The sequence below is a fragment of the Cryptosporangium arvum DSM 44712 genome, assembly GCF_000585375.1.
GTDB lineage: Bacteria > Actinomycetota > Actinomycetes > Mycobacteriales > Cryptosporangiaceae > Cryptosporangium > Cryptosporangium arvum.
The window spans coordinates 159,472-182,098 of the sequence record NZ_KK073874.1 but is presented as its reverse complement, the minus strand read 5'-3'; the positions used below and the strand labels follow the sequence as shown (position 1 = coordinate 182,098).

The 22,627-nt window shown below is 69.9% G+C and carries 26 protein-coding genes and 1 tRNA gene; 11 read left to right on the top strand and 16 right to left on the bottom strand.

What is annotated here, in order from left to right:
* Nucleotides 1–64: 64 nt before the first annotated feature.
* The 4 genes from CRYAR_RS50555 to CRYAR_RS46670 all read left to right on the top strand — a co-directional run bounded on the left by CRYAR_RS50555 (nucleotide 65) and on the right by CRYAR_RS46670 (nucleotide 2,904).
* Nucleotides 65–310, top strand: a complete 246-nt coding sequence (locus CRYAR_RS50555) for an inositol monophosphatase family protein (RefSeq protein ID WP_051569556.1) — start codon at nucleotides 65–67, stop codon at nucleotides 308–310.
* A 271-nt stretch (nucleotides 311–581) separates the two neighbouring features.
* Nucleotides 582–1,097, top strand: coding sequence for a SigE family RNA polymerase sigma factor (locus CRYAR_RS00875; RefSeq protein ID WP_035847631.1), 516 nt, complete (start codon nucleotides 582–584; stop codon nucleotides 1,095–1,097).
* Nucleotides 1,094–2,344 (top strand): hypothetical protein, encoded by a 1,251-nt coding sequence (locus CRYAR_RS00870; RefSeq protein WP_035847630.1) that lies wholly within the window; start codon nucleotides 1,094–1,096, stop codon nucleotides 2,342–2,344. Before CRYAR_RS00875 ends, CRYAR_RS00870 begins: the two co-directional genes overlap by 4 nt.
* Nucleotides 2,345–2,745: 401 nt before the next feature.
* Nucleotides 2,746–2,904: a hypothetical protein gene (locus CRYAR_RS46670; protein WP_157017208.1), complete on the top strand. Its 159-nt coding sequence runs from the start codon at nucleotides 2,746–2,748 to the stop codon at nucleotides 2,902–2,904.
* A gap of 37 nt (nucleotides 2,905–2,941) precedes the next feature.
* Here the strand turns inward: CRYAR_RS46670 and CRYAR_RS00865 are convergent, their stop codons facing one another.
* The 4 genes from CRYAR_RS00865 to CRYAR_RS00850 all read right to left on the bottom strand — a co-directional run bounded on the left by CRYAR_RS00865 (nucleotide 2,942) and on the right by CRYAR_RS00850 (nucleotide 6,129).
* Nucleotides 2,942–3,397 carry an RrF2 family transcriptional regulator gene (locus tag CRYAR_RS00865; RefSeq protein WP_035847628.1) on the bottom strand — a complete coding sequence of 152 codons (456 nt, stop codon included), beginning with the start codon at nucleotides 3,395–3,397 and terminating at the stop codon, nucleotides 2,942–2,944.
* 113 nt (nucleotides 3,398–3,510) lie between these two features.
* The gene (locus CRYAR_RS00860; RefSeq protein WP_035847626.1) at nucleotides 3,511–4,359 is read right to left on the bottom strand and encodes an ABC transporter permease; all 849 of its coding nucleotides are present in this window, start codon (nucleotides 4,357–4,359) and stop codon (nucleotides 3,511–3,513) included.
* Nucleotides 4,349–5,086 (bottom strand): ABC transporter ATP-binding protein, encoded by a 738-nt coding sequence (locus tag CRYAR_RS00855; protein ID WP_035847620.1) that lies wholly within the window; start codon nucleotides 5,084–5,086, stop codon nucleotides 4,349–4,351. Before CRYAR_RS00855 ends, CRYAR_RS00860 begins: the two co-directional genes overlap by 11 nt.
* Nucleotides 5,083–6,129 carry an ABC transporter substrate-binding protein gene (locus tag CRYAR_RS00850; RefSeq protein WP_035847615.1) on the bottom strand — a complete coding sequence of 349 codons (1,047 nt, stop codon included), beginning with the start codon at nucleotides 6,127–6,129 and terminating at the stop codon, nucleotides 5,083–5,085. Before CRYAR_RS00850 ends, CRYAR_RS00855 begins: the two co-directional genes overlap by 4 nt.
* Before the next feature lie 120 nt (nucleotides 6,130–6,249).
* On the opposite strand from CRYAR_RS00850, the gene CRYAR_RS00845 reads away from it, so the two are divergent.
* Nucleotides 6,250–7,311 (top strand): class I SAM-dependent methyltransferase, encoded by a 1,062-nt coding sequence (locus CRYAR_RS00845; protein ID WP_157017206.1) that lies wholly within the window; start codon nucleotides 6,250–6,252, stop codon nucleotides 7,309–7,311.
* 35 nt (nucleotides 7,312–7,346) lie between these two features.
* Here the strand turns inward: CRYAR_RS00845 and CRYAR_RS00840 are convergent, their stop codons facing one another.
* From CRYAR_RS00840 to CRYAR_RS00830, 3 genes are all read right to left on the bottom strand, one after another.
* Entirely contained in the window at nucleotides 7,347–7,718 is a 372-nt protein-coding gene (locus CRYAR_RS00840; protein ID WP_035847608.1) for a VOC family protein, read from the bottom strand.
* Between the two features lie 66 nt (nucleotides 7,719–7,784).
* Nucleotides 7,785–9,395 (bottom strand): alpha/beta hydrolase, encoded by a 1,611-nt coding sequence (locus tag CRYAR_RS00835; RefSeq protein WP_035847605.1) that lies wholly within the window; start codon nucleotides 9,393–9,395, stop codon nucleotides 7,785–7,787.
* 140 nt (nucleotides 9,396–9,535) lie between these two features.
* Nucleotides 9,536–10,342: a GntR family transcriptional regulator gene (locus CRYAR_RS00830; RefSeq protein ID WP_063725849.1), complete on the bottom strand. Its 807-nt coding sequence runs from the start codon at nucleotides 10,340–10,342 to the stop codon at nucleotides 9,536–9,538.
* 179 nt (nucleotides 10,343–10,521) lie between these two features.
* On the opposite strand from CRYAR_RS00830, the gene CRYAR_RS00825 reads away from it, so the two are divergent.
* Nucleotides 10,522–10,779, top strand: coding sequence for a hypothetical protein (locus CRYAR_RS00825; RefSeq protein ID WP_035847602.1), 258 nt, complete (start codon nucleotides 10,522–10,524; stop codon nucleotides 10,777–10,779).
* A gap of 29 nt (nucleotides 10,780–10,808) precedes the next feature.
* The gene (locus tag CRYAR_RS00820) at nucleotides 10,809–11,078 is read left to right on the top strand and encodes a PfkB family carbohydrate kinase (RefSeq protein ID WP_035847601.1); all 270 of its coding nucleotides are present in this window, start codon (nucleotides 10,809–10,811) and stop codon (nucleotides 11,076–11,078) included.
* Between the two features lie 606 nt (nucleotides 11,079–11,684).
* Here CRYAR_RS00820 and CRYAR_RS00815 read toward each other — a convergent pair.
* From CRYAR_RS00815 to CRYAR_RS44480, 4 genes are all read right to left on the bottom strand, one after another.
* A tRNA-Ser gene (locus CRYAR_RS00815) sits at nucleotides 11,685–11,774 on the bottom strand.
* Between the two features lie 57 nt (nucleotides 11,775–11,831).
* The gene (gene tadA, locus CRYAR_RS00810; protein ID WP_035847599.1) at nucleotides 11,832–12,269 is read right to left on the bottom strand and encodes a tRNA adenosine(34) deaminase TadA; all 438 of its coding nucleotides are present in this window, start codon (nucleotides 12,267–12,269) and stop codon (nucleotides 11,832–11,834) included.
* Nucleotides 12,270–12,352: 83 nt separating this feature from the next.
* Nucleotides 12,353–12,838: a tRNA adenosine deaminase-associated protein gene (locus CRYAR_RS00805; protein WP_035859922.1), complete on the bottom strand. Its 486-nt coding sequence runs from the start codon at nucleotides 12,836–12,838 to the stop codon at nucleotides 12,353–12,355.
* A 74-nt stretch (nucleotides 12,839–12,912) separates the two neighbouring features.
* Entirely contained in the window at nucleotides 12,913–13,116 is a 204-nt protein-coding gene (locus CRYAR_RS44480; protein WP_157017204.1) for a hypothetical protein, read from the bottom strand.
* Between the two features lie 143 nt (nucleotides 13,117–13,259).
* Between CRYAR_RS44480 and gndA the strand changes: the two genes are divergently transcribed.
* The gene (gene gndA, locus CRYAR_RS00795; protein ID WP_035847591.1) at nucleotides 13,260–14,699 is read left to right on the top strand and encodes an NADP-dependent phosphogluconate dehydrogenase; all 1,440 of its coding nucleotides are present in this window, start codon (nucleotides 13,260–13,262) and stop codon (nucleotides 14,697–14,699) included.
* Between the two features lie 39 nt (nucleotides 14,700–14,738).
* Here gndA and CRYAR_RS00790 read toward each other — a convergent pair whose 3' ends face one another.
* The gene (locus tag CRYAR_RS00790) at nucleotides 14,739–15,137 is read right to left on the bottom strand and encodes a hypothetical protein (protein WP_157017202.1); all 399 of its coding nucleotides are present in this window, start codon (nucleotides 15,135–15,137) and stop codon (nucleotides 14,739–14,741) included.
* Nucleotides 15,138–15,198: 61 nt separating this feature from the next.
* On the opposite strand from CRYAR_RS00790, the gene CRYAR_RS42465 reads away from it, so the two are divergent.
* Complete coding sequence (locus CRYAR_RS42465) at nucleotides 15,199–15,783, top strand: hypothetical protein (protein ID WP_051569554.1); 585 nt, start codon at nucleotides 15,199–15,201, stop codon at nucleotides 15,781–15,783.
* Here CRYAR_RS42465 and CRYAR_RS00780 read toward each other — a convergent pair.
* Nucleotides 15,697–16,866 carry a hypothetical protein gene (locus CRYAR_RS00780; protein WP_035847589.1) on the bottom strand — a complete coding sequence of 390 codons (1,170 nt, stop codon included), beginning with the start codon at nucleotides 16,864–16,866 and terminating at the stop codon, nucleotides 15,697–15,699. The two genes, CRYAR_RS42465 and CRYAR_RS00780, sit on opposite strands and share 87 nt — an antisense overlap.
* Before the next feature lie 242 nt (nucleotides 16,867–17,108).
* Here CRYAR_RS00780 and CRYAR_RS00775 point away from each other — a divergent pair, with 242 nt between their 5' ends.
* Nucleotides 17,109–18,059, top strand: a complete 951-nt coding sequence (locus CRYAR_RS00775) for a prephenate dehydrogenase (RefSeq protein ID WP_051569553.1) — start codon at nucleotides 17,109–17,111, stop codon at nucleotides 18,057–18,059.
* Here the strand turns inward: CRYAR_RS00775 and CRYAR_RS00770 are convergent.
* The 3 genes from CRYAR_RS00770 to CRYAR_RS00760 all read right to left on the bottom strand — a co-directional run bounded on the left by CRYAR_RS00770 (nucleotide 18,046) and on the right by CRYAR_RS00760 (nucleotide 20,474).
* On the bottom strand, nucleotides 18,046–19,023 hold the full coding sequence (locus tag CRYAR_RS00770) for a thiamine pyrophosphate-dependent dehydrogenase E1 component subunit alpha (RefSeq protein ID WP_051569552.1): 978 nt from the start codon (nucleotides 19,021–19,023) through the stop codon (nucleotides 18,046–18,048). The genes CRYAR_RS00775 and CRYAR_RS00770 overlap by 14 nt on opposite strands.
* Complete coding sequence (gene mtnA / locus CRYAR_RS00765; RefSeq protein ID WP_084699863.1) at nucleotides 19,020–20,078, bottom strand: S-methyl-5-thioribose-1-phosphate isomerase; 1,059 nt, start codon at nucleotides 20,076–20,078, stop codon at nucleotides 19,020–19,022. Before mtnA ends, CRYAR_RS00770 begins: the two co-directional genes overlap by 4 nt.
* Nucleotides 20,079–20,180: 102 nt before the next feature.
* Nucleotides 20,181–20,474 (bottom strand): hypothetical protein, encoded by a 294-nt coding sequence (locus CRYAR_RS00760; protein WP_157017200.1) that lies wholly within the window; start codon nucleotides 20,472–20,474, stop codon nucleotides 20,181–20,183.
* Between the two features lie 627 nt (nucleotides 20,475–21,101).
* On the opposite strand from CRYAR_RS00760, the gene CRYAR_RS00755 reads away from it, so the two are divergent.
* Nucleotides 21,102–22,589 (top strand): helix-turn-helix domain-containing protein, encoded by a 1,488-nt coding sequence (locus CRYAR_RS00755; RefSeq protein WP_084699861.1) that lies wholly within the window; start codon nucleotides 21,102–21,104, stop codon nucleotides 22,587–22,589.
* Nucleotides 22,590–22,627 lie beyond the last annotated feature (38 nt).

The following is a 22,627-nucleotide window of genomic DNA, read 5'->3' as shown; positions in this document are numbered from 1 at the left end:
GCTGGAACACCGACGAACACGGCACCGGACCTTTGCCGACGGGAACTGGTGGGTCGTCGATCCGGTGGGCGGCGACGTCAACGCGGTGCGCGGCATACCCGAGTGGAACATCAGGATCAGCCTCGTCCGCGACGGTCGGCCCGTGCTCGCCCTCCCGCCCGCGCCGATGGTCGGCGAGACGTTCACCGCGGTCGCCGGCGGCGCGTTCCTCAACGGCGAACCGCTGCGCGTCTCCGCGAAGACCGACCCGGCGGCCGCGCTGGTCGGCACCGGCCAGGCTCGACCGGGCCGGGACGCCGCACGCGCGTAGCGGGTGCGATGCGTGCGGCGATCGCGCCCGTGCTGCTCGTGCGTGAGGACGCCGACGTCCGCGACCCGGAATCCATCGCCGCGGCTCTCGACGGGAGCGCGGTCGTCCTCGGCGTCGCCCAGCCGCGCGGCGATGCTCGACGAGGCGGAGACCCCCGTGATCCCGGGTGTGGTCGCGGTTCCGCTGGAACGCTGAACTCGTCGTCGAACACGTCAACCGGGAGTGCTTCCCGACGCGTCCACCACACGGACGCACTCGCGGAGGGAGTTCGATGGACGCGCACGCTCAGGTGGCGTTCCGGGACTACGTCTCGGGTAGGAGAGCCGCGCTGCTGCGCACCGCCTATCTCTTGACCGGGGACCGCGGGCAGGCCGAAGACCTCCTGCAGACCGCACTGGTCAAGACGTACGTCTCCTGGGACCGCATCCGCGACAAGAACGCCGTGGACGCCTACGTCCGGCAGGTGATGGCCACCACGGCGGTGTCGTGGTGGCGCAGGCGATGGCGGGGCGAGCGCCCCAGCGACGAGGTGCCGGACGCGCGCCACGACGCCGACCCGGCGGCCGACCACGCCGAACGGGACGCGATGTGGCGGCTGCTCGGCCGGTTGACGGCCAAGCAGCGGGCGGTGCTGGTGTTGCGGTTCTACGAGGACCTGAGCGAGGCCCAGATCGCCCGGACGCTGGGCATGTCGGCGGGCTCGGTCAAGAGCCACGCCTCCCGCGCGCTCGCCGCGATGCGGATGCACCTCGACCTGCCGGAGCCGACGCGAGGAGGACACCGGTGAGCGACCGGATGGAGGACCTGATGCGCAGGACGCTCCAGGCGCGAGCGGAGGACGCCGGACACTCGTCGTTCGAGGTCGACGACCTGGTCCAGCGAGGAGAGTCGGCGCGTCGTCGCCGCCAGCTGGGCGCCGTCGGAGCGACCGCCGTCGCCGCCGTCGCCGTGATCCTGGCCGGTGCGCTGCTGGGCCGGTCGGCGTCGGACCACGCGCGGCCCTTGCCGCCGGCCGCGTCGCAGTCGACGGCAGCGGCGTCGCCGTCGACCGCGGCGCAATCGACCGCGGCGCAATCGACCGCGGCGGCGTCGCAGTCGACCGCGGCGGGCCACGGCGCTCCCGTCGACCTCACCGCGGTCAAAGGCCGCCACCTGCGCACCATGACCCGCGACATCACCGTGCCGCTGAACCTGACGGCGACGTCCGCCGAGGTCACCGAGGTCAAGGGCGGATGGGTGAGCCTCCCGCGCGCCCGCGCGTCCCGCACCGGGACGCTGAGCTTCATCGACCCGTCCGGCACCGTCAAGACGCTCGCCACCGACGTCGACGCCTACGTCGTCGACACCACTGGCACGCGGATCGCGCTGACCGGCGGGGACGGCGTCACGGTGGGCACGATCCGGGACGGACGGCTGGTCAGTCGCGACACAGCGCGCTCCAGGTACGGCGCGAGGCCGGTGACGTTCGCCGGGAACCATCTGGTGATGAAGGTGGACGGCTCGTGTTGCGGCGGCGACGACCAGGAGTACGTCGCACCCCGCTTCGCGGTGTGGGACTACGTGAACGACGCGTTCACGCCGCGCTGGACCACAACCGTCGTCGAGGTCCACGGGCCGGTGCTCGGCGGCACCCGGTTGCTCGGGATCGTGCGCCAGGGTTCGGTGGACGATCGGACCGGCTGCCTCGCGCTGTTGCGCCCGGAGGACCTGTCAGTGGAGTCGCGGCGCTGCGACCTGGGACTGGCCTGGGGCAGCGGCTACGGAACGCTCTCGCCGAGCGGCCGGTACTTCTTCGACCTCGACGCGGAGAGCGACGGCGGGGCGCTGTTCACGATCGCCGCCGACCTCGACGACGTCCGGCGCACGGACACCGAGATCCCGAACCAGACGCCGATCTGGGACGACGACACGGCGGTGGCGTCGGTCGATGGCGGGCGGTCGCTGGCCCTCTGGCGGTTCGGCGAAGCGCCGAGGCCGATTCCGCTGTTCTCCGACCTGCAGCGCCTGGCGAAGCGGCCGTTCGTGCGCGACTGAGAGGTAGTGACGAGACGCCGCCGCTGGACGCGCGGGTATGGCAGTTCGGGAACGTCCGGAGGATCGATCGAGCTGCGGGTCCGGACGATTACGGACGCCCGCGAACACCGTCGAGCAGCGTTGGAGATCCGGGGTCGCCGGGTCCGGCCCCGGGCATCAAGGCCGGACCCTGCGCCACCCCTGACGCACCGTCGGGTCGGGGTGGGGGTCCCGGCCCGTCGGCTGCCACCAGAGTGCGGTGTTCGTGCTTGCGCGTCGTTCGTGCGGGGCACGCAGCGAGTGTTCGCGTCGCGACAGAAGCGGCTGCTACCGGTTCGCAACCCCAGCGAACCCGTTTGAGCACTTTCGCGGCCGTTAAGTGTGACGCAGACGACGAACATCCCCCAACGGCGGAGGTCACCATGTACGGCAACTCGATCGACAGCGCTTACGACGTCGACCGGTACCTGGAGTTGGCCGCTCGGATCGAGTGGGAAGAGCAGGGCTCGGTCGAGCGCCCGCGCCCCATCGAGACCGCGTCCGCTTACGCGCTCGCCGGCGCCGACCACGCCGGCGCCTGACGGCACCCACCCAGCGCGAACGACCCGGACCACTGGCTCAGCGCGGCGCCCACGCCCCCGGAGCCGCCACCATCTCGCTCACGTGCGACGGGAAATTGCCCGACAACACGTCAGCCAACGTCACCTCGTCCAGCACGTTCCTCACCGCGGCCCGCACCGCCACCCACACGGTCTGCAAGTTCTGCGCCGCCCCCGCGTAAACCGCGGCTTCCGGGCGCTCACCGCGAACACCGGCCAGCGGCCCGTCGACTACTCGGAGCACTTCGCCGATGGCGATGGAGTCGGCCGGACGCGCCAGCCGGTACCCACCTTCTGCGCCGCGCTGGCTGCGCACCAGTCCGCCCCGACGGAGGTCGGAGAGGATTGCCTCGAGGAACTTCCGCGGTAGCCCCTGTTCGTCCGCGAGAGCCTGGGCAGTTGACGTCGTGGGATCGTTCGCGGCCAGCGCCAACATCGCGCGTACCGCGTACTCCGCCCGAGCCGATATCTGCACGTGACCATCATGCCGGTTCGCGGGCCGCGCGTCCCACTCACCCCCGACCGAATGCATGGGATTTGCCGGAACACTCCGGAATGATCCCCGCTACGGCCAGCGACAACCGCTGGTCAGGACAGTCCCCAGCGGCGCCGGAGCGCGTTGTTCGCCCAGCTGAACACGCCGTCGGCGATGATGCCGATGACCAGGATGACGATCATGACGCCCAACATCTGGGCGTACTCGGACAACTCCCGGGTGACGGTGAGCAACGTGCCGAGCCCGCCGGCCTCACCGATCGGGACGATCAGCTCACCGGCCATCAGGCTCCGCCAGGAGAACGCCCAGCCCTGTTTGAGCCCGGCCAGGATCGCCGGGAACGACGCCGGGCCGATCACGGTCCGGTACAGACCGAACCCGCTCGCGCCCATGTTGCGACCGGCGCGCACGAGCAACGGCGGCACGTAGTCGACGCCGGCCAGCACGCCGTTCGCGACCGAGGGCGCGGCGCCCAGCACGATCACGAAGAAGATCGCCGCGTCCCCGCCCTGGAACAGCACGATCGCCAGCGGGAACCAGGCGATCGACGGCATCGTCTGCAGACCGGTGATCAGCGACCCGAACGCCGCCCGCAGCACCGCGAACCGGGCCACCGCGAACCCGATGACCAGGCCGATCGCGACCGCGACGGCGAACCCGAGGATCGCACGCTGCATCGTGGTGGCCACCTGGCCCCAGAACGTGCCCGTCGTGAGCATGTCCCACAGCGAAGGGAACACCTCGGTCGGCGGCGCCAGGATGCTGCGTGGCCGCCAGCCGGTCTCGACGACGATCTGCCAGGACGCGATGCCGATGACGATCGCCAGCAACTTCGGCCACGTGCTCCGCCAGAGGCGCCGGCCACGGTCGCCGCGCTCCGGCACCGCCTCCAGCGCGTCGAGCCCGGCGAGTTCGTCGGAAACCGAGACGTCAGTGGACATGACGCCGCACCTCTTCCTTCAACCGCTCGGTCACCCGTCCGGCCAGCGCGGCGACGTCGGGCGAATCCAGTCGCCGCGGCCGGGGCGCTTCGACCTCGAACTCCTCGATCACCCTCCCGGGCCGGCTGGCCAGCAGGATGACCCGGTCGCCGAGCCGCACGGCCTCGCTCACGTTGTGGGTGACGAACAGCACCGTGAGGTTGCGTTCCAGCCACACCCGCTCGAGCTCGTCGTGCAGTGCGTCGCGCGTCATCGCGTCCAGCGCCGCGAACGGCTCGTCCATCAGCAGCACCCTGGCGTCGTGCGCCAGGGTGCGGGCCAGCGCCACGCGCTGGCGCATCCCGCCGGAAAGCTCGTGCGGACGTTTGTCGACGACGTCGCCGAGCCGCACGGTCTGCAGCAGCTCGGCCGCGCGGGCCCGGCGCTCGGCCCGCCCGACGCCGCGCAGCTTGAGCGGCACCTCCACGTTCTGTCCGACCTTGAGCCAGGGGAACAGCGCCGGCTCCTGGAACATGAACGCGGCCCGTCCACCGTCGACCTCGATCGAACCGGCGGTCGCCGAGTCGAGCCCGGCGACCAGGTTGAGCAGCGTGGACTTGCCGCAGCCCGACGCACCGACCAGGCAGACGAACTCGCCCGGCTCCACGGCCAGGTCGACGCCGTCGAGCGCGACCGTTCCGCCCGGGTAGCGCTTGGAGACGCCACGGAGATCGACGGCGACCGTCACGACTGTTTCACCGCGGTCTCCCCCTTGGAGGCGAGCACCTCGTTGAGCAGCTTCAGGTCGTAGAGGCCGTCGAGGTCGACCTTGTCGAGCAGGCCGATCTCCTCGGCGTGCTTCGCGCCGGTGATCAGCGACGAGGCGATCGGGTCGTTGAGGAACTCCAGCGTCGGCCACGCCTTGGTGATGAGGTCGAGCTTGAGTGGCTTGCCGGTCAGCTTGCCGATCTGCTCGGACACGGCCTTCTGCGCGCCGGCCGCGTCGCTCTTGATCGAGTCGTTCGCGTCGACGTGCGCCTGGAGCAGTGCCTTGACCGTCTTCGGGTACTTCTTCAGGTACTCGGTGCGCACGATCAGGTTCGTGATGACGAACCGCTTGCCCGGCCACAGGTCGCGTTCGTCGATCAGGACCTCGCCGCCCGCGGAGACCAGGCGGCTCACCCACGGCTCCGGCACCCAGGCTCCGTCGAGCTGACCGGCGGTGAACTTCTCCAGGATCTGGGCGTTCTCCTGCGGCTGGATCTTGACGTCGCCGCCGCCGTCCTTCGTCGCGGTGAGGCCCTTCTCCTTGAGCCAGTACCGCAACGCGACGTCCTGGGTGTTGCCCAGCTGCGGCGTGCCGATCTTCGTGCCCTTGAGGTTGGCCTCGGTGATGCCCTTCTTGACGACGAACGCGACACCGCCGGACGCCGAGCCGGCGATGACCCGGATCACCTCGCCCTTGCTCTTCGCGAACGCGTTGACCGTCGGGTTGGGACCGATGTAGGTCGCGTCGAGGCCCTCGGCGAAGATCTGCTCGATCGCGGCCGGACCGGCGTTGAACTGCTTGGTCTCGAGCTTGGTCTGGCTGCCGAGTGCCTTGGCGAACAGGCCGTTCTGGATCCCGACGAGCGCGGTCGCGTGGGTGAGGTTCGGGAAGTGGCCCAGCCGGAGCGTGCTGGCGACGCCGTCGGTGCCACTGGCCTCCGAGTCGTCGTCGCCGCAAGCCGCGAGCGCACCCAGCAGCCCGAGCGAAGCGGAGCCTGCCAACAGTTGGCGGCGCGAAATCACGGCATCTCCCCAGAATAGATAAGACCTAGTTGCTCGGTAGAGATTGCAGCCTTGATGTCCCAGCGTCAATACCGCTGAGTCGAGCAGCACAGCTCCCGTGAACCATGGGAAAGTAGTGACGTGCTCGTGGCCTCGCGGCAGTCCTCGGCGTTGTTGCTGCAGCAGTTCTTCGGCACTTATCTCAATTCTTGGTTACGTACCGCCACAAAAGGTCGCGTCACCGCGCCGCCGGTCGTGATCACCGCTCCTGCGGGCGCCTTCGCCGTCGGCGATCTCCCCGAAGCCAAGCTCATTCATTTCGACGAAAGTCCGGCCGCGCTGAAACCGTTGCTGGCGGCCGATCTCGACGCCCGGCGCGGCACCGTCGTCGGCGCACTCCCCGAGTTGCTCACCGAGGCCGAGCAGGCCGCACTGCTCCTGATCCTCGACGTGACCTCCGGAACGCTCCCGCTGGCCGACCTCACCGCGCTGCTCTCCGGCCCGCGCGCCGGGCGGTGGCCGAGCAGCGACGTCATCGCGTTCATCCGCGCGGACGCGATCAAGCGCGCCGCCGCGAACCTCGTCGGGAACGGGCGGTCGCAGACCGCGCTCGACAAGCTCGATCGCGCTTTCGGGCCGGAGTGGCGCACCGAGTTCCACTCCGGTGGTCCCGGAGCGGCGGTGCGCGGCTATCTGCGTCGACTCGAGGCGGCCCTGCCCGGGCGCGCCTGGCCGGCCGCCGTCCGGGTGAACCCGAACGACGAACCGGTGTTCTGGCTGATCCTGATCACCAAGCAGCCGCACGGCGCGTGGGCGTTCGCCGACGCCGTGGCGCGCGCTCGTCGCGGCTGGCGCCGCACGTTACGTCAGGCCGGCGCGGCGAAGTCCCCGAAAGCCCAGCTGGTGGTCGAAGGGTTGCAGAGCGCCGAGCGGCTGGCGGTCGGGGCGGAGCAGCACGAGGAGCGCGCCGTCGTCGAGAGCCTCAAGAAGAACCTGCTGGCCACTCGGCGCCGGGTCGGCGAGTTCCGCATCTCCGACCGGCCGCGCGAGGTGCTCGACGGGCTGTTCGGCACCGCCGACACGGCCCAGATCAGGGCCGCCGTGCGGGAGCTGCACGCCGCCGGCAAGACATTGTCGACAGGCGTCGGCGGCGACATCCGCGACCACGTCCTGCGGCTGCCGGACAAGCGGGCGATCCGTTAACTGCCCGGCGGCACCGCGATCGAGGCGGCTGCGCCTCAGTCGTGGTTCTCGCCCACCACGTAGACGTAGCCGTCCGGGTCGGTGACCGTCAGGTAGGTCGCCCACGCCTCCACCACCGGCTCGGTGACCTCGACGCCCCGCCCCTTGAGGTCGTGGAACGTCGCTTGGGCGTCTTCGGTGGTCAGGGTGCACGGCGCGGCCGCGGTGTCGGGGAAGACGTATCCGCCGGGCGGAGCGATGAGCGCGACCCGGGTGCGCGCGTGCGGCGGCGCGACGTCGATCCAGCGAGTGCCGTCAGCCATCCATGCGTCCGTGCGTAGTTCCCAACCCAGCGTGTCGACGTAGAACTCGAGCGACCGCTGCTGGTCACGGACATAGAGGACGACACAGTTGATGTGAGAGATCATGCGGACCCCCTGAGCACGGGCGACTACATTGTCGCCCGTGCTCAGAATGCCCGAAAAGTGAAGCTTCTACTCTACCGGGCGAGTAGCAACATATTCATGCAGCGTGCCGCGGCCCGCCCGGGACGCCGCCTTGGCCGTGGAACCGGCCTGCGCCGTCGCCGCCGGAGGCTCCGGGTCGGGCAGCGCGGCGCACGTCGCGTCGACGATGCCCGAGCCCTCCGGTCGTGCCCCGGTCGCCAGATAGTCGGCCAGGTACTTGTCGAGGCAGGCGTTGCCGCTCAACGTGATGCCGTGGTTGCCGCCGTCCTGCTCGACGACCAGCCGCGAGTTCTTGATCTTGCGCCGCACGACCTCGGCACCCGGGTACGGCGTCGCCGCGTCGTCCGTCGCCTGGAAGATCAGCACCGACTCGACCTTCGAGTTCGAGACGTCGATCGGGTGCAGGCTCTTGACCGGCCAGAACGCGCAGGGAGCGTTGTACCAGGCGTTGTTCCACGCCATGAACGGTGCCTTCTTGTACACCTCCCAGTTGTCGTTGACCCACGTCGACCAGTTCTTCGGCCACTTCGCGTCGCGGCACTGCACCGCGGCGTAGATGCTGAAGCCGTTCTCCCCGCTCGCGTCGACCGCGCCGAACGCCTCGAAGACGTCGACGAGCGCCGCCTCGTCCTTGTTGTTGACGTAAGCCGCGAGCGCGTCGGCCAGGAAGGGCCAGTAGCCGTTGTAGTAGCCACCGGGGATGTAGGTGTCCTCGAACTCCGACGGCCCGACGACCCCACCGGCCGGCTTGGCCTTCAGCGCGGCCCGCGTGGCGTACCACTTCTCCAGCACGACGTCCTCGGACGTACCGAGGTGGTAGTTCGCGTCGTGCTTGGCCACCCACGCGGCGAACGCCTCGTGCCGGGCGTCGAACGCGTAGTCCTGCTGCAGGTTGTCCTCGTACCAGACGCCGGTCGGGTCGACGACGCTGTCCAGCACCATGCGGCGGACGTTCTTCGGGAACAGCTTCGCGTAGACCGCACCGAGGTACGTGCCGTACGAGTACCCGAAGTAGTTGATCGTCTTCGCGCCGAGGCCCAGACGGATCTGGTCCATGTCCTTCACGGCGCTGAGCGTGTCGATGTACTTCAGCAGGCTGCCGTACTTCGCCCCGCACTTGGCGGCGAGGCTCTTCACCCGCTTGAGGTTGGCTTCCATGTCGGCCTTGGTCTTCGGCACCGAGTCGGGCCGGACCGGCTTGAAGAAGCCTTCCGCGCAGTTCAGAGCAGGTTCGCTCTTACCGACCCCACGCGGGTCGAACCCGATGACGTCGTACTGGGCCGCGACGTCCTTCGGCAGGTTCTTGGCGACGAAACCGGCGAGCGAGAGCCCGGAACCACCAGGACCACCAGGGTTGACGAGCAAGGCACCCTGCGACTTGGCCGCAGTGTGCGGTATGCGAGAAACCGCGAGAGTGATCTTGCGGCCGCTCGGGTTGTCGTAATCGAGCGGGACGGAGACCTTGCCGCACTGGAGCGTCGGGTAGGTCTCGGTGGCGCACGCCGTCCAGGTGATCGGGGCGGGTGCCTGCGCTTGTGGCGCGGTGAGTGGCGCTGCGACGGCCGGTGACACCAGCGCCGGCGAGATCAGCCCGGCTAAGGCGATCCCGACGACAGCCAGTGCTGAGCGTCGTCCCATAAAAGCCTCCGTGCTCAGCGAGGGTCGACTGCTGACCGCCCCGATCCTGGCGGAGCCACAGCCTCTTCACAGGCAGTAATTCAATAAACGCCCGGATGACCGTTTACCGGGTTTATTCTGCGCGGTTCGTATAACCAGGATTAGTCGTCGTTTTCGGCCCCGTATTCGTCGTCCCGCAGTGCGGACCAGTCGTAGTGCAGCCGCCACAGATGCGCCGGCATGACGTGCAGCGCGACCTCGACCGGGCGATCGTCGGCGTCCCGGGCGACGTGCGTGATGTGAATGACCGGCTGGCCGTCCTCCAGGTCCAGGGCGCGGGCCTCGGCGTCGGACGCCACCCGCACGGTCACGTCCTCGTCGAACCGGGCCGGGCCGTGCCCCCGCTCGGCCAGATACGCGTAGACGGCGCCGCTCCCGACGTCGGACTCGAGCAGTTCGGCGCCGTCGGGCTCGAGGAGCCCGGAGTCCTCGGCGATGTCCCAGGGCAGGTAGGCGTCGGCGAGCCGGGTCGGCTCGTCGTCGGCGAACAGCCGGCGGTGGCGCACCACGACCGGGTCACCCGCGTCGATGCCGAGCGCGACGGCGACCTCGGTGGACGCTTCGACCTTGCTCACCTCGGTGCACTCGGCGCGGGGCGAGAGGCCGAGCGCCCGGCCCTCGAGCTCGGCGGCGCGCGGGTTGGCGTAGCGGTAGCGGGCGTCGCGGGTGATCCGCGGGGTGCTGCGGACGTACGTGCCGGACCCGCGCCGGACGCGAACCAGGCCGGCCGTACGGAGCAGGCTGATCGCCTTGTTGACGGTCACGCGCGAGACGCCCAGCTCGGAGGCCAGCTCCGGCTCGCTGGGGAGCGGATCGTCGGGCAGGTAGAAGCCGGTTTCAATACGCTCCCGGAGCAGGTCGGCGATCTGCCGGTACTGAGACTTCGGCGCGAAAACCTGCTCCACCATCGGCACCCCTTAACCGGCATCTAAGGGACATATACCCCTACCGGCTAGACGTCAGACGTCCGCGGCGCCGTCAGCCCTCCCCCGTTGACATCGAGGACTGGCAGCGCCGCGGACAAGTCCGATCCTTTCGGCGCTGTCGCCTGGGTTTCTCCCCGAAACGTGCCACCTACGGTGGGTTCGTGGACGTGATCGGAATCGGGGCGCTGAACCTCGACCACGTCGTCCGCGCTCCGTCGGCCGGACTGCCGGTGGCGCGTGGTGCGGAGGGACGAACGTCGGCCGAGGTCATCGCGCCGATGCTGGGTGGGGATCCGGTCCTCGGCGGATCGGCGTTCAACACGGTGGTTGCGCTGGCCGCGTCTCGACGAGCTCGGCGTCGACCACGGGTTCGTGTTCCGGGCCGAAGGGTCGACCGGAGCGTGGAGTCCGCGACCTGATCGACCAGGCCGATTACCTGTTCTTGAACATGACCGAATTCGAGGCGCTGGGCCCGAACGCAGGCGTGACCATCGTGAAAAGCCCCGAGGGCATCCATGAGTTCCGCGACGGCCGGGTTCAGTTCACCGACCACGAGCCCTTGTCACCGGCCGAGATAGTCACCCCGACCGGCGCCGGCGATGCATTTGCGGCCGGGTATCTGGCTGGCCTGCTGCTCGAAGACGAGTCGCCGTCCCCGGCAGCACGAGGGCTCTCGTTCGCCCGCCGATCGCTCCGAACTCCTTCCTCGCACCGCTAGGTGGGGCGGCAATTCAAATAAGCTCGGAATCAGGAACAGGGAAGCATTCTTAGGGGGAACCGTGGAAGACACGATGACGAGTGATCGCTCGACGAGCGGCCCTCGAGACGGCAGGAGACGTGCTGCGACCGGCATCGGGGTCGCGGGATTCGCGCTGTCCACGGTCAGCCTGGCTGCGGACTTCCTTCAGCTGGCATCAGCCGGCGCTCGGACCATACTGATCGCAGTGGGTATTGCTCTGATCGTTACCTCCGCGATCACTTTCGCCATAGCTGTTCCCGTCGGGAACAGGTCCGAATTCTCTGCCGGATGTAAAGGCGCATTCAGGACCACCGCTCGATTTATCGCCCTCCGAGTTCTTCCTGGAGCGCCGATCTATGGCCTTCTACTTCTTGAAACGCGGTACTCGATCTTCAATTCTTACTCAGACGCGGTGAAACTTGTCATTTTGACAGTAGTGCTCGCCGTTACGGCGGTACTCGTCCTCTGGGGGCACTTCTATGATTTGACCACACGCCACTGACCGATCAGCCATCCCAGGCACGCCCGACCGCAAACGGACGAACGCCCGGTCAGGTCTCTGTGGACCTGCCGGGCGGGACTTGCTGGCGGTGGCGGTGGGATTTGAACCCACGGAGGAGTTGCCCCCTCACACGCTTTCGAGGCGTGCTCCTTCGGCCGCTCGGACACGCCACCGCCGAAGACGATACCGGATCCGGCCCGGCGGTCCGAATCGCCTCCCGGGCCGCTGGATCAGGGCTGGCGGTGGGCGGCGAAGAAGGAGTCGAGCAGCGCGGCGCACTCGTCCTCGAGCACGCCGCCCAGCACCTCGGGACGATGGTTCAGACGTCGGTCGCGGACGACGTCCCACAGGGAGCCGGCCGCGCCGGCCTTGGGGTCCCAGGCGCCGAAGACGACGCGGTCGACCCGCGACAGCACCAGCGCCCCGGCGCACATCGTGCAGGGCTCCAGCGTCACGACGAGGGTGCAGCCGGCGAGCCGCCACGTGCCGCGCGCTCCGGCCGCGCGCCGCAGAGCCAGCACCTCGGCGTGGGCAGTGGGGTCACCCGACGCCTCCCGCTCGTTGCAGGCCCGTGAGAGCTCCGCTCCCGACTCGTCGAGCACCACCGCACCCACCGGCACGTCCCCGGACGCCGACGCGCCCTCGGCGACCACAAGCGCCGCGCGCATGGCATCCACGTCACGTCCCGGAACGACACCCACCGACCCCGCAGCTACGCCCGTCGGTCGGGAGAAGGCGCCCGGAGACATGCTCACTCGCCGCGGAGATTCGTCAGCGCCTCGGCGCCGCCGATCTTGCGCGAGATCGCCAGCATCACGTCCGACGGCAGCATCCCCTCGTGCGCGCACAGCGCCAACAGATCACGAGCCGACACCCCGAGATCAGCCAGCAAGTCCGCCTCCCCGACCGGCACGCCGACCAGTTCGGGTTCGTCGGAGTCGTCAGAGGAGGCCACGTCGATCTCGTCGAGTTCCTCGAGCAGCACCGCTCCGACCCGTGACTCCTCGGCGAACGACGCGTCCGACGCGAAGATGCGCATCTCGTCGCCGTTGTCCAACCGGAAGACGACCAGGAACTCGTCGTCGGCCTCGACGAACATCAGCGCCAGCGGGGCGTCCGGATCGACCTCGCGCAGCAGATCCGCGGCGTCGTCCGCGACTTCGATCTCGTCCAGGTCGAGCTCGGTGGCGACCCATCCCTGGCGTGGACGGGCCAAGGCAGCAGCAAAATACGACACGTCCACAGCATCGGTCCCGGCGTCTCCGGACGCCAGCCCATCCCCGGACCCAAAAACCGGTCAGGTGGCTATTCTCACGCCATTCGGCGGCGATTGGTGATGAAGTCCCGCTGGCGCTCGTGGCGAGCGCGCCGGGGGGCCACCCGGTTGCGCAACGCCCGCGCCTCCGCGAGCTCGGCGAGTAGCTGGATGCGTCGACGTCGCCGCTCGGGGTCGAGTCGCTCGATGTCCTGGCCGCCGCTCATGAGGTCGACCATGCCCAGAATTCTGGCGTTCATGCAAGAACCGTGGGCACAACGTCCGGTTACGTCCGACGTATTTAGCGGTTCGCCCCTGCCGAAGTCCCTGAACGCGAGGTAGACCGTGTACGTAGTCCACACCGAGCCCACAGACCGGTGAATGACGAGCACGAGGTGACCACATGACAGCAACGGCAGACATCGGCGTAACCGGCTTGGCGGTAATGGGTCGAAACCTCGCCCGAAACCTCGCCCGGCACGGTCACACCGTCGCCATCCACAACCGATCCCCGGAGAAGACCCGGGCCCTCGTCTCCGACCACGGCTACGAGGGCACGTTTGTGGCCAGCGAGTCGATGGCCGACTTCGTCTCCTCGCTGAAGCGACCGCGTGCGGTCATCGTCATGGTCAAGGCCGGCCAGCCGACCGACGACGTGATCGACGAGCTCATCCCGCTGCTGGAGGAAGGCGACATCGTCGTCGACTGCGGCAACGCGCACTACGCCGACACCCGTCGGCGCGAAGACGCGCTGAAGAAGCACGGCCTGCACTTCTCCGGCACCGGCGTCTCCGGTGGCGAGGAAGGCGCGCTCAAGGGCCCGAGCATCATGCCCGGTGGTTCGAAGCACTCGTACGAGAAGCTCGGCCCGATCTTCGAGTCGATCGCGGCGAACGTCGAGGGGGTGCCGTGCTGCATCCACGTCGGGCCGGACGGCGCCGGGCACTTCGTCAAAATGGTGCACAACGGCATCGAGTACGCCGACATGCAGCTGATCGCGGAGGCCTACGACCTGCTGCGTTCCGGTCTGGACGCCACGCCCGGCCAGATCGCTGAGATCTTCCGCGAGTGGAACAAGGGCAGCCTCGAGTCGTTCCTGATCGAGATCACCGCCGACGTGCTCGCCCACGTCGACGGGCGCACCGGCCGGCCGTTCGTCGACGTCGTCCTCGACCAGGCCGAGCAGAAGGGCACCGGGCGCTGGACCGTGCAGAGCGCGCTCGATCTGGGTGTCCCGATCACGGGCATCGCCGAAGCGACGTTCGCGCGGTCGCTGTCGGGCCACGCCGAGCAGCGGGAAGCCGCCCGCGACGTGTTCCCGAGCACCAACGAGCTCGCGTGGGCCGCGGACGACCGCGAGGGCTTCATCGAGGACGTCCGGAAGGCGCTCTACGCGTCGAAGGTCGTCGCGTACGCCCAGGGCTTCGACCAGATCAAGGCCGGTAGCGACGAGTACGGCTGGGACGTCGACCGCGGCGCGATCGCGTCGATCTGGCGGGGCGGCTGCATCATCCGGGCGCGCTTCCTGGACCGCATCCGGGAGGCGTTCGACGAGAACAAGGAGCTGCCGACGCTCCTGGCCTCGCCGTACTTCGTGAAGGCCGTGTCCGACGGGGTCGACAGCTGGCGCCGGGTGGTGTCGGACTCGGCCAAGGCGGGGGTCCCGACGCCGGCGTTCTCGTCGTCGCTGGCCTACTTCGACGGGTTGCGTCGCCGGCGCCTCCCGGCCGCGCTCATCCAGGGCCTCCGGGACAACTTCGGTGCGCACACGTACCGCCGTGTCGACGCCGAGGGTTCGTTCCACACCCTGTGGGGCTCCGACAAGACCGAGCACGAGTCGTAGGACGTCGGAAGGAGCCCGGGCGGCCGGCCCGGGCTCCTTCTAGATGAAGGCCTGGTCCAGGTTGAACGTGTTCCAGGCCAGCACCGTGATCGCGACGCTGAGCGCGGCGCCGGAGACGGCAGCCACGCCCACCCCCATGCCCCGGTCACCGCGGGTGATCAGTACCGTGCCCGCCGAACCGCCCAGCAGTACGGCGGCCAGGAACAGGCCGATCAGCGACGTCGTGCTCCACGAGACCAGCCCGACCAGCACGTAGTAGACGAGCGAGACGCACACGCCGATCAGCACGCCCCACCAGCGCACCGGCCCGCTCTCGCGGAATCGCGGCCGACGCGGCACCGGCGGCGGCGCCGGTTGCGGTACGTAACCGGGTGGCTGCCGCTGCGGAGCCGGGTCCCACGCGCCCGAGGAATCCCAGGATTGCTGCGCGCTCGTCATGGAACGAGCCTACGACGCTCACACTCTGGTCAAGAGTGGACACGTTAGGCATTCTGTAGGCATGGGCGAGGTGTTACCGCTACCGCACCGGGGTGATGTCTTTCTCGATCCCCGTGGCGAGGGAAGGTCCCTGCGCGTCAGCGGTCACCGCGGCGCCGCCACCGTCGTGTTGAGCATCTGGCGTCAAGGCGAGTGCCGGGCGACGTTCCGGCTGGCCGGCAGCGAGGTCGACGAGTTCATCCGGGCGCTGCTGAACGCGGCCCCGCCGTCGGCTCCGGGCACCGACCTGCCTGCCGTCGCCGGCGAGCCGGCCGCCGCGTCGGTACTGCAGGTACAGGTCAGCGGCAACGTCGTGGTGGAGCTGCACAACGCCGTGACCGACGTCGTGCCGACCGAGGTCGTGCCAACCGAGGTCGTTCCGGTTGTCCCGAACGACACGACGAACGCCACGAAGGTCCTGGTGCCGCCCGAGCCGGCCGACGTCGACCTGCTCGATCAGGCCGCCACCACCGGCGACGTCCTCTCGGCGCTCACCGCCGTCCCGGATGCTCCAGAAGATTCAGCTGACCCCCCGCAGGGCCCAGCGCCCGGCCCGGCCGCCGCCACCGGCCGGAACGATCCGCCCGGCCCCGACAAGGCCGACTGACGTCTCGGCCTGGCGCAGCGCGGCCCGCAGCAGCGATCGCTGCCGCTCCACCGCCCGGTGGGTGTCCCGGCACAGTTCGCGGTAGGAGGCGATCGCGTCCGCCGGTACGCCGAGCGCGGCCCGTACCGCGGTCAGCAGCGGCGTGGCGTCGGTTTCGTAGGCGGTGAGCAGTAGGTCGGTGGCGGCTCGGGCGTCGCCGGCCGCGCGGGCGGCCCGCCAGGCGGAACGGTCCAGCAGCATGGCCTTGGCGGCGGCCTCCTGCACCGCACCGACGGCACGCAGCGCGGCTTCGATCCCGGGCGCCCGGCCCGGCGGCAGCGCGACGACGAACGGCACCGGGCAGCGTCGTCCCCGCACCAGCACACCGCCCTCGGCGGCGTCGATCATCGCGAGGAACAGCGCGAACGGCCGGTCGATCGTCACCAGCCGTCCCAACAGGACACCGGCCAGCCGGTCACCGGCCCGGAGCGTGGTGATGCTCAGCTCGGGGTCCTCGTCGACGAGCGGAGCCGGGTCGAGCAGCACCTTGGTGCCCGGCCCGGCGGCGGTCGCGAGCGTGAGCGCGGTCTGCCAGTCCGGCCGCCCCCGGCGCACCGGCTGCGGGTCGGTGATCGCGTAGTCGACGACCACCGCGAGGTCGGGCGGAAGCTGCCGACGCAGCCCGGTGACGACGTCGGCGAGCTGGTCGAGGCGACGCTGCGCTTCGGCCCGGCCGGGGTAGGGCGCGGTGTCGTGGAGCCGGATCACCAGGCGCCGGGCCCGCACGTCCAGTGCGACGCCCGCCGCGCGGTGCAGGGCCGCAAGGGCGCGCGCGGAGAGGTCGGCGTCCGGGTGGCACAGGGGGAACGGGCGTCCCGGCCGGGCGGAGACGTCGGGGAGCACGGCGCCGATCCGGACGTCGGCGTCGGTGGCGTGGGCGACCAGCTCCGCGGCGTTCCCGATCCGGTCGGCCGGTAGCTCGAGGCCGACCTCCGGCGTGATCGACGTCAGGCGGTGCACCAGCGCGGTGTCGGCGACCGCGTCGTGACCGGTGAACCGGTCCGCCGAGCGTCGCAGCAGGGCCGAGGAGATCTCCAGCCGCATGCTGCAGAGGGTTCCGACGGCGTCGGCGTCGACACCCCACAGCAGCCGGGGCTCGGGCTCGGTGGGTTCAGGCGGTGGAGCTTCATCGGAGCGGGGAGGCCGTCCATTACGCCGACCCTTTGTTCGCTTCATCCCATTCCTCCCGGCTTTTCCGGCCTTGACCCTCGCTGATTACGACAGATCACCGCAAGTTGGCGGGGCGGGGAACCGAGGAAGTGTCGTGGTTTGCTACTGGCGTGGCGATGGACAAGGTGGCCGTGCTCGGCCTCGGGTTGATCGGTGGCTCGGTGCTGCTGCGCTCGGTGAGCGCGCAGGTCGCGGCACGCGTGGTGGGGTACGACGCGGACCCGGGGACGCGTGCTGCGGCGGTGGAACGGCTCGGCCCGGCCGCGGTCGCCGCCGATCTGGCGACCGCGGTGGACGGCGCGGATCTGGTCGTGCTGGCGGTGCCGCTGCCGGCTGTCCCCGCGGTGCTCGGCGCGTTGCGCGACGTCGGTCACCGGGGTTTGCTCACCGACGTCACGTCGGTGAAGGAGCCGGTTCGGGCCCTGGTGGGCGAGGGCACCCGCTTCGTGGGCGGGCACCCGATGGCCGGCAAGGAGGCTTCGGGGTTCGACGCCGCCGACGCCGAGCTACTCGTCGGCTGCGCCTGGGCGCTGTGCCTGGACGACGAGACCGCGCTCCCCGACTGGCTGGACGTCGCCCGCTGGGTCCTCGCGGTGGGCGGACAGGTCGCGCCGCTGACGTCGGCCGAGCACGACGCGGCGGTGGCCCGGATCAGTCACCTGCCGCACCTGGTCGCCGCATCGCTGACCGCGGGAGCGGCCGCGGAGCCGATCGGCGCGGCCGCACTGGGGCTGGGCGCCGGGTCGTTCCGGGACGCCACCCGGGTCGCGGCGACCAGGGCCGCGCTCACCGCGGCGATGTGCGGCGGGAACGCGGCCGCGCTGACCACCGAGGTGGACGCGATGCAGGCCCGGCTGGCGGAGGCGCGGGCCCTGCTCACCGGAGAAGACCCGATCGGTGCACTGACCGAGTGGCTGGAGGGTCCGCGGGCGATCCGCGCGGAGTGGCCACCGCACCGGGTGCGGACCGAGCTCCCGCTCACCCGGGACGCCCTGCTGGCGCTCGGCCGCGCCGGCGGACGCCTCACCGGCATCGGCACCGACACCGCACGCGCTACCCGGCCGTGAAAACCGGGAACGGCCCCGTCGGCTCCAGTCCCAGACACGCCTCTCGCACCGCCGCGGCCACCGTCGTCGCGTCCTCCTCGACCGAGGTGTAGAACGACTCGTCGGCCAACTGCTCGGCGTCCAGGTGACGGCGTAGCCGATCGATCGGGTCGAGCGCACGCCAGTGCTCCAACTCGCCCGGCTCGCGGTACCGGCGCGGGTCGTCGGACGTCGTGTGCGGCCCCATCCGGTACGTGAACGACTCGATCAGGCTCGGCCCCTCCCCGGCCCGTGCGCGATCGACCGCCCAGCGGGTCACGGCCAGCACGGCCAGGACGTCGTTGCCGTCGACCCGGACGCCGGGGAACCCGAACCCCTCGGCTCGGCGGTAGAGCGGTACCGGCGACTGCTTCCCGACCGGAACCGAGATCGCGTACTGGTTGTTCTGCAGGCAGAACACGACCGGGGCATCGGTCGCGCTAGCCCAGTTCATCGCCTCGCTGGCGTCGCCCTGGCTGGTGGAGCCGTCCCCGAAGTAGACGCCGACCACCTCGCGCGCGTCGTCACGCTGGACGCCCATCGCGTACCCGACCGCGTGCAGCAGCTGGGCCGCCAGCACGATCGTGTACGTGTTCAGGCGGCGCTCGGTGATGTTCCAGCCACCGTGCGACGCACCGCGAAACAGCGAGAGCAGTTCGGCCGGACGCACACCGCGAGCCAGCGCGACGCCGTGCTCGCGGTACGAGGGGAACAGCATGTCGGACGCGGCGAACGCCCGGACCGACGCGACCTGCGCGGCTTCCTGCCCCTGGCTCGGCGCCCAGAGCCCCAGCTCGCCCTGGCGCTGCAGCGCGGTGGCCTCGGCGTCCACCCGGCGGGTGACCACCATGTCGCGGTACATGCCGCGCAACTCGTCGTGGGTGACGTCGAGGGGGAAATTGTCGTCGTCCCGGCGCACACCGTCCGGGGTCAAAAGCTGGATCACGAGAAACTCCGCAGCGGTCCTAGCGGTACGTCGTCCCAGGTCTGGCCGGCGGCGAACCGTACCACCCTGCGGTCGGTGACCACTGCGGTGACCAGGTCGAAGGGCGTGACGTCGAAGGCCGGGTTGGCCGCGGCCACCCCGAACCCCGACACCTCGGCGCCCCCGCGGTCCTCGATCTCGACCTCGGCACCGGTGCGGGTGGCCGGGTCCACCGTGGATTCCGGCGCGACCACGACGAACGGGATACCGGCCCGGGCCGCGCCCAGCGCGTGCGCGTACGAACCGATCTTGTTGACGACGTCGCCGTTGGCGCAGATCCGGTCGGCGCCGATGATCACCGCGTCGACCTCACCCCGCGCCATCAGGTAGGCGCCCGCGCCGTCCACCGCGAGCCGGAACGGGACCCCGGCCCGACCGAGCTCCCACGTGGTGAGCCGTGCGCCCTGCAGCAGCGGGCGCGTCTCGCTGGCCACCACCCCGCCCAGCAGACCGGCCCGGTGCAGGGCGAACACCACCCCGAGCGCGGTGCCGCCGGTCACCGTCGCCAGCCCGCCGGTGTTGCAGTGCGTCAACAGGCGCGGTTGCGCGGCGCAGAGCTCGGAGATCAGCTCGACGCCGTACGCAGCCATCGAGTCGCTGCTGGCGATCTCCTCGTCGCGGATCGCGAGCGCCTCGGCGAGCACGGCGTCGGCCCCGTCCGGCACCACCGCGGCGACCCGGTCGACGGCGCGCGCGAGGTTCACCGCGGTCGGCCGGGCGTCACGCAGCGCCCGGATCGCGGCACTCGGCTCGGGCAGCGTACGTACCGCCAGCGCGACGCCGAGCCCACCGGCGACGCCGATCGCCGGCGCCCCACGCACCGCGAGGCGCTGGATCGCGTCGACGACGTCCTCGACCGTCTCCAGCCGGAGCAGTCGCTCGACGGCAGGCAACGCGGTCTGGTCGATGAGCTCGACGGCGCCGTCGGCCCAGTCGACGGTGCGCTGGTCGGGAGAGAAGGTAGCGGGAACGTCGCCGGTCGGCGGCGTGGATCGAAGCGATTCGGTGCTGCTCACACACCGAGCCTGCCATGTCCACGCCGTCCGACCGGCTCCGCCGGTCGCCAGGACCGTCCGGGGGCGCGTGTGGACGATCCGAGCGACGTTCGAGGGGGTCGTTCAGACCCGTTCTTCGCTGCCGGTGAGTGCTCGCTCGAGCACGGTCCGGGTGGTGCAGGGCCACGGCACTCGCCCGGCCGGGGTCTCCGGACAGCCGGTGCAGTAGAAGCGACCGTCCGGGTCGCTGGGCAGCTGACCGCCGTCGTGCAGAGCCAGTACCGACTCCACTGCTCGCAGCAGGTCGTACAGGTCGAGAGGAGCGTGGGCGAGCAGCGCGACGTCGTCAGCGGTACGGATCCGTTCGCGGATGTCCCGCAGCGTCACCCAGACGTTCGTGTGGTGACCCCGACTCACCGGGCGCACCGGAACTGCGGAGCGCACCGAAGTCGCGAGCGCCCAGCCGACACTCGCGGCAGCGCGCCCACCGGTGGCAATCCACCGGATGCACGTTCGGGCGTCAGATCGGTATCCCGTCCACACGAGAGGATCCCCCGGTTCCGGAGTGATCTGGGGCCCGAGCCGCGTCCTCCCGTAGCCGGCCTAGACATCGGTAGCGCCCAGCTTCGACATCAGGTCCACCCCTCTGGTGCGTTTGCAAGTTGCAATTCGAGAGTGAACGTTCAACGACGAGTACACAAACCGTCACGGACTGACGCTGATACCCGGGCGTATGAGCAAACCGGGCCGGTATACGTCAACTCTGATGTGGTGAGAGCCAACCACCCGGTGCGAAGAGCCCCCAGCCGCCCCAGCGGTACCAGAGGGCTACTGCTGATCAGCCCAAGGGTCCGAGAAGATGGCCCGACAGGCGGATCCACGCTCCCTGGGAGCCGGCCGAAAAGGCTCCGACCTGCAATCACACACCGAAGTATCAGGGGGCTAGCCCTACCATTGTGGCCTTGCGCACATTTTCGGCGCAGCTATCATCAGCCTCATCCGGGTGTTTGAGAAGTGTCCACTGCGCAGGGCAGGAGCACGTCGATGGCCCGTGAGTCGTCCGAGCACAACCCCGCTCCCCGGGTGTGCGCCCACTGCGGGGGGCGACTTCGCCGCGACAACACCAACACGCTGTGTGACCCGTGCCAGCGGAGCGCGCACACTGTCGAGCTTCTCGCGCCCGTGCTCCCGCTCGATTTCTGGGCCGAACCGGAGATGCGCGCGGCGCTCGCCGATCACGACCTCGGCAAGGTCTCGCAGCTCTATCGCGCACGTACACCGATCCGGCGCCAACACATGGTCGCCGAGCTCGTCGGTTTTTCGCAGGCCCACATCTCGCGAATCGAACGCGGACTCTGCGAGATCCGCCTCGATACCGTATTGCGTTTCGTGCAGGGCCTACGTATTCCGCCGCACCTGGTAGACCCCATCGGTGCTCCATACCTCGACGGATCAACGGCGCCCGAATTGCCAACTACCGTCCCTACTCATGCAGGGCATGAAGTAGGAGACAACATGCGACGTAGAAGTGTGCTGAAAGGACTGACCGGCGCGGCCGCGCTGGTGGGGTTCTCGCTCGCGGGTGACGAAGACGAAGAAGCACTCGCGAACGACGATTTCGGCCGCGTCGGCGAAGCGCACGCCGCGCAGTTGGAAGATGCTCCGAAGCATCTGTACAACCTCGACTATCGCTACGGCGGCGACACGCTCTGTGATCAAGCCGCCGCCCAGCTGCGCCGCGCGAACAAGCTCCTCAACCGCGGGCAGTACAGCGAGAAGGTCGGCCAGCGTCTGCAGGTCGCCACCGGCGAACTCGGTATCTGCGCCGGCTGGCTCGCGTTCGACGCGGGACGTCAGGACCAGGCCCGCTACTGCTACACCGAAGCGCTGGCCGCGGCCCGGATGGCGAACGACGCGAACCTCGAAGTCCACGCGCTGGCCAACATGAGCATGCAGGCGGTGGCGCTCGACCGGCCGCGCGAGGGTCTGCACATGGCCCAGGCCGCGCAACGGGTCGCCGAGCAGATCTCGACGCCGACGATGGACTCCCTGCTCGCCATGCGTGAGGCCCGCGCCTGGGCGAAGCTCAACGACGGTCCCGCCGCCCGGCGTGCGATGGTCCGCGCCCGTGACGCTTTCGAGCAGCGCAGCGACGACGAGGAGAAGCCGGTCTGGATCGCGTTCTTCGACGAGGTCGAGTTGGCCGGCAACGAGGGTATGTGCGAGCTCGACACCGGTCGGGCCAACAAGGCCGCGTCGTTCCTGGAACTCGCCCGCGGTAAGCAGCGCGAGGGCATGGTTCGGAACAAGTCTCTGTATACCGTTCGGCTGGCCTTCGCTACGCTCGCTCGCAGGGACGTGACGCGCGCCATCGAGATCGGTGAGGAGGCGTTGGGCATGGTCGTGAACGAAGTGACGAGCACCCGCACCCTCAACGAGCTCCGGGCGTTCCGGCGTCAGCTGGCTCAGGTCAGCACCTCCACCGCCGCTCGCACCTTCATGGCGAGGTTCGACTCGACGGTCGTTGCGTGACGTCGGCCGCCGATGACGGCGGCCGAAGTCGAAGCTTC

What these genes read in the sequence shown, in the direction of transcription:
- CRYAR_RS00860 (WP_035847626.1), bottom strand. Translation starts at nt 4,359, where the DNA reads ATGTCCACTGACGTCTCGGTTTCCGACGAACTCGCCGGGCTCGACGCG.
- CRYAR_RS00780 (WP_035847589.1), bottom strand. Translation starts at nt 16,866, where the DNA reads ATGCGGCTGGAGATCTCCTCGGCCCTGCTGCGACGCTCGGCGGACCGG.
- CRYAR_RS00835 (WP_035847605.1), bottom strand. Translation starts at nt 9,395, where the DNA reads ATGGGACGACGCTCAGCACTGGCTGTCGTCGGGATCGCCTTAGCCGGG.
- CRYAR_RS00875 (WP_035847631.1), top strand. Translation starts at nt 582, where the DNA reads ATGGACGCGCACGCTCAGGTGGCGTTCCGGGACTACGTCTCGGGTAGG.
- CRYAR_RS44480 (WP_157017204.1), bottom strand. Translation starts at nt 13,116, where the DNA reads ATGAACGCCAGAATTCTGGGCATGGTCGACCTCATGAGCGGCGGCCAG.
- CRYAR_RS00820 (WP_035847601.1), top strand. Translation starts at nt 10,809, where the DNA reads ATGACCGAATTCGAGGCGCTGGGCCCGAACGCAGGCGTGACCATCGTG.
- CRYAR_RS00840 (WP_035847608.1), bottom strand. Translation starts at nt 7,718, where the DNA reads ATGATCTCTCACATCAACTGTGTCGTCCTCTATGTCCGTGACCAGCAG.
- tadA (WP_035847599.1), bottom strand. Translation starts at nt 12,269, where the DNA reads ATGCGCGCGGCGCTTGTGGTCGCCGAGGGCGCGTCGGCGTCCGGGGAC.
- CRYAR_RS46670 (WP_157017208.1), top strand. Translation starts at nt 2,746, where the DNA reads ATGTACGGCAACTCGATCGACAGCGCTTACGACGTCGACCGGTACCTG.
- CRYAR_RS00790 (WP_157017202.1), bottom strand. Translation starts at nt 15,137, where the DNA reads ATGACGAGCGCGCAGCAATCCTGGGATTCCTCGGGCGCGTGGGACCCG.
- CRYAR_RS00830 (WP_063725849.1), bottom strand. Translation starts at nt 10,342, where the DNA reads ATGGTGGAGCAGGTTTTCGCGCCGAAGTCTCAGTACCGGCAGATCGCC.
- gndA (WP_035847591.1), top strand. Translation starts at nt 13,260, where the DNA reads ATGACAGCAACGGCAGACATCGGCGTAACCGGCTTGGCGGTAATGGGT.
- CRYAR_RS00755 (WP_084699861.1), top strand. Translation starts at nt 21,102, where the DNA reads ATGGCCCGTGAGTCGTCCGAGCACAACCCCGCTCCCCGGGTGTGCGCC.
- CRYAR_RS00775 (WP_051569553.1), top strand. Translation starts at nt 17,109, where the DNA reads ATGGACAAGGTGGCCGTGCTCGGCCTCGGGTTGATCGGTGGCTCGGTG.
- CRYAR_RS42465 (WP_051569554.1), top strand. Translation starts at nt 15,199, where the DNA reads ATGGGCGAGGTGTTACCGCTACCGCACCGGGGTGATGTCTTTCTCGAT.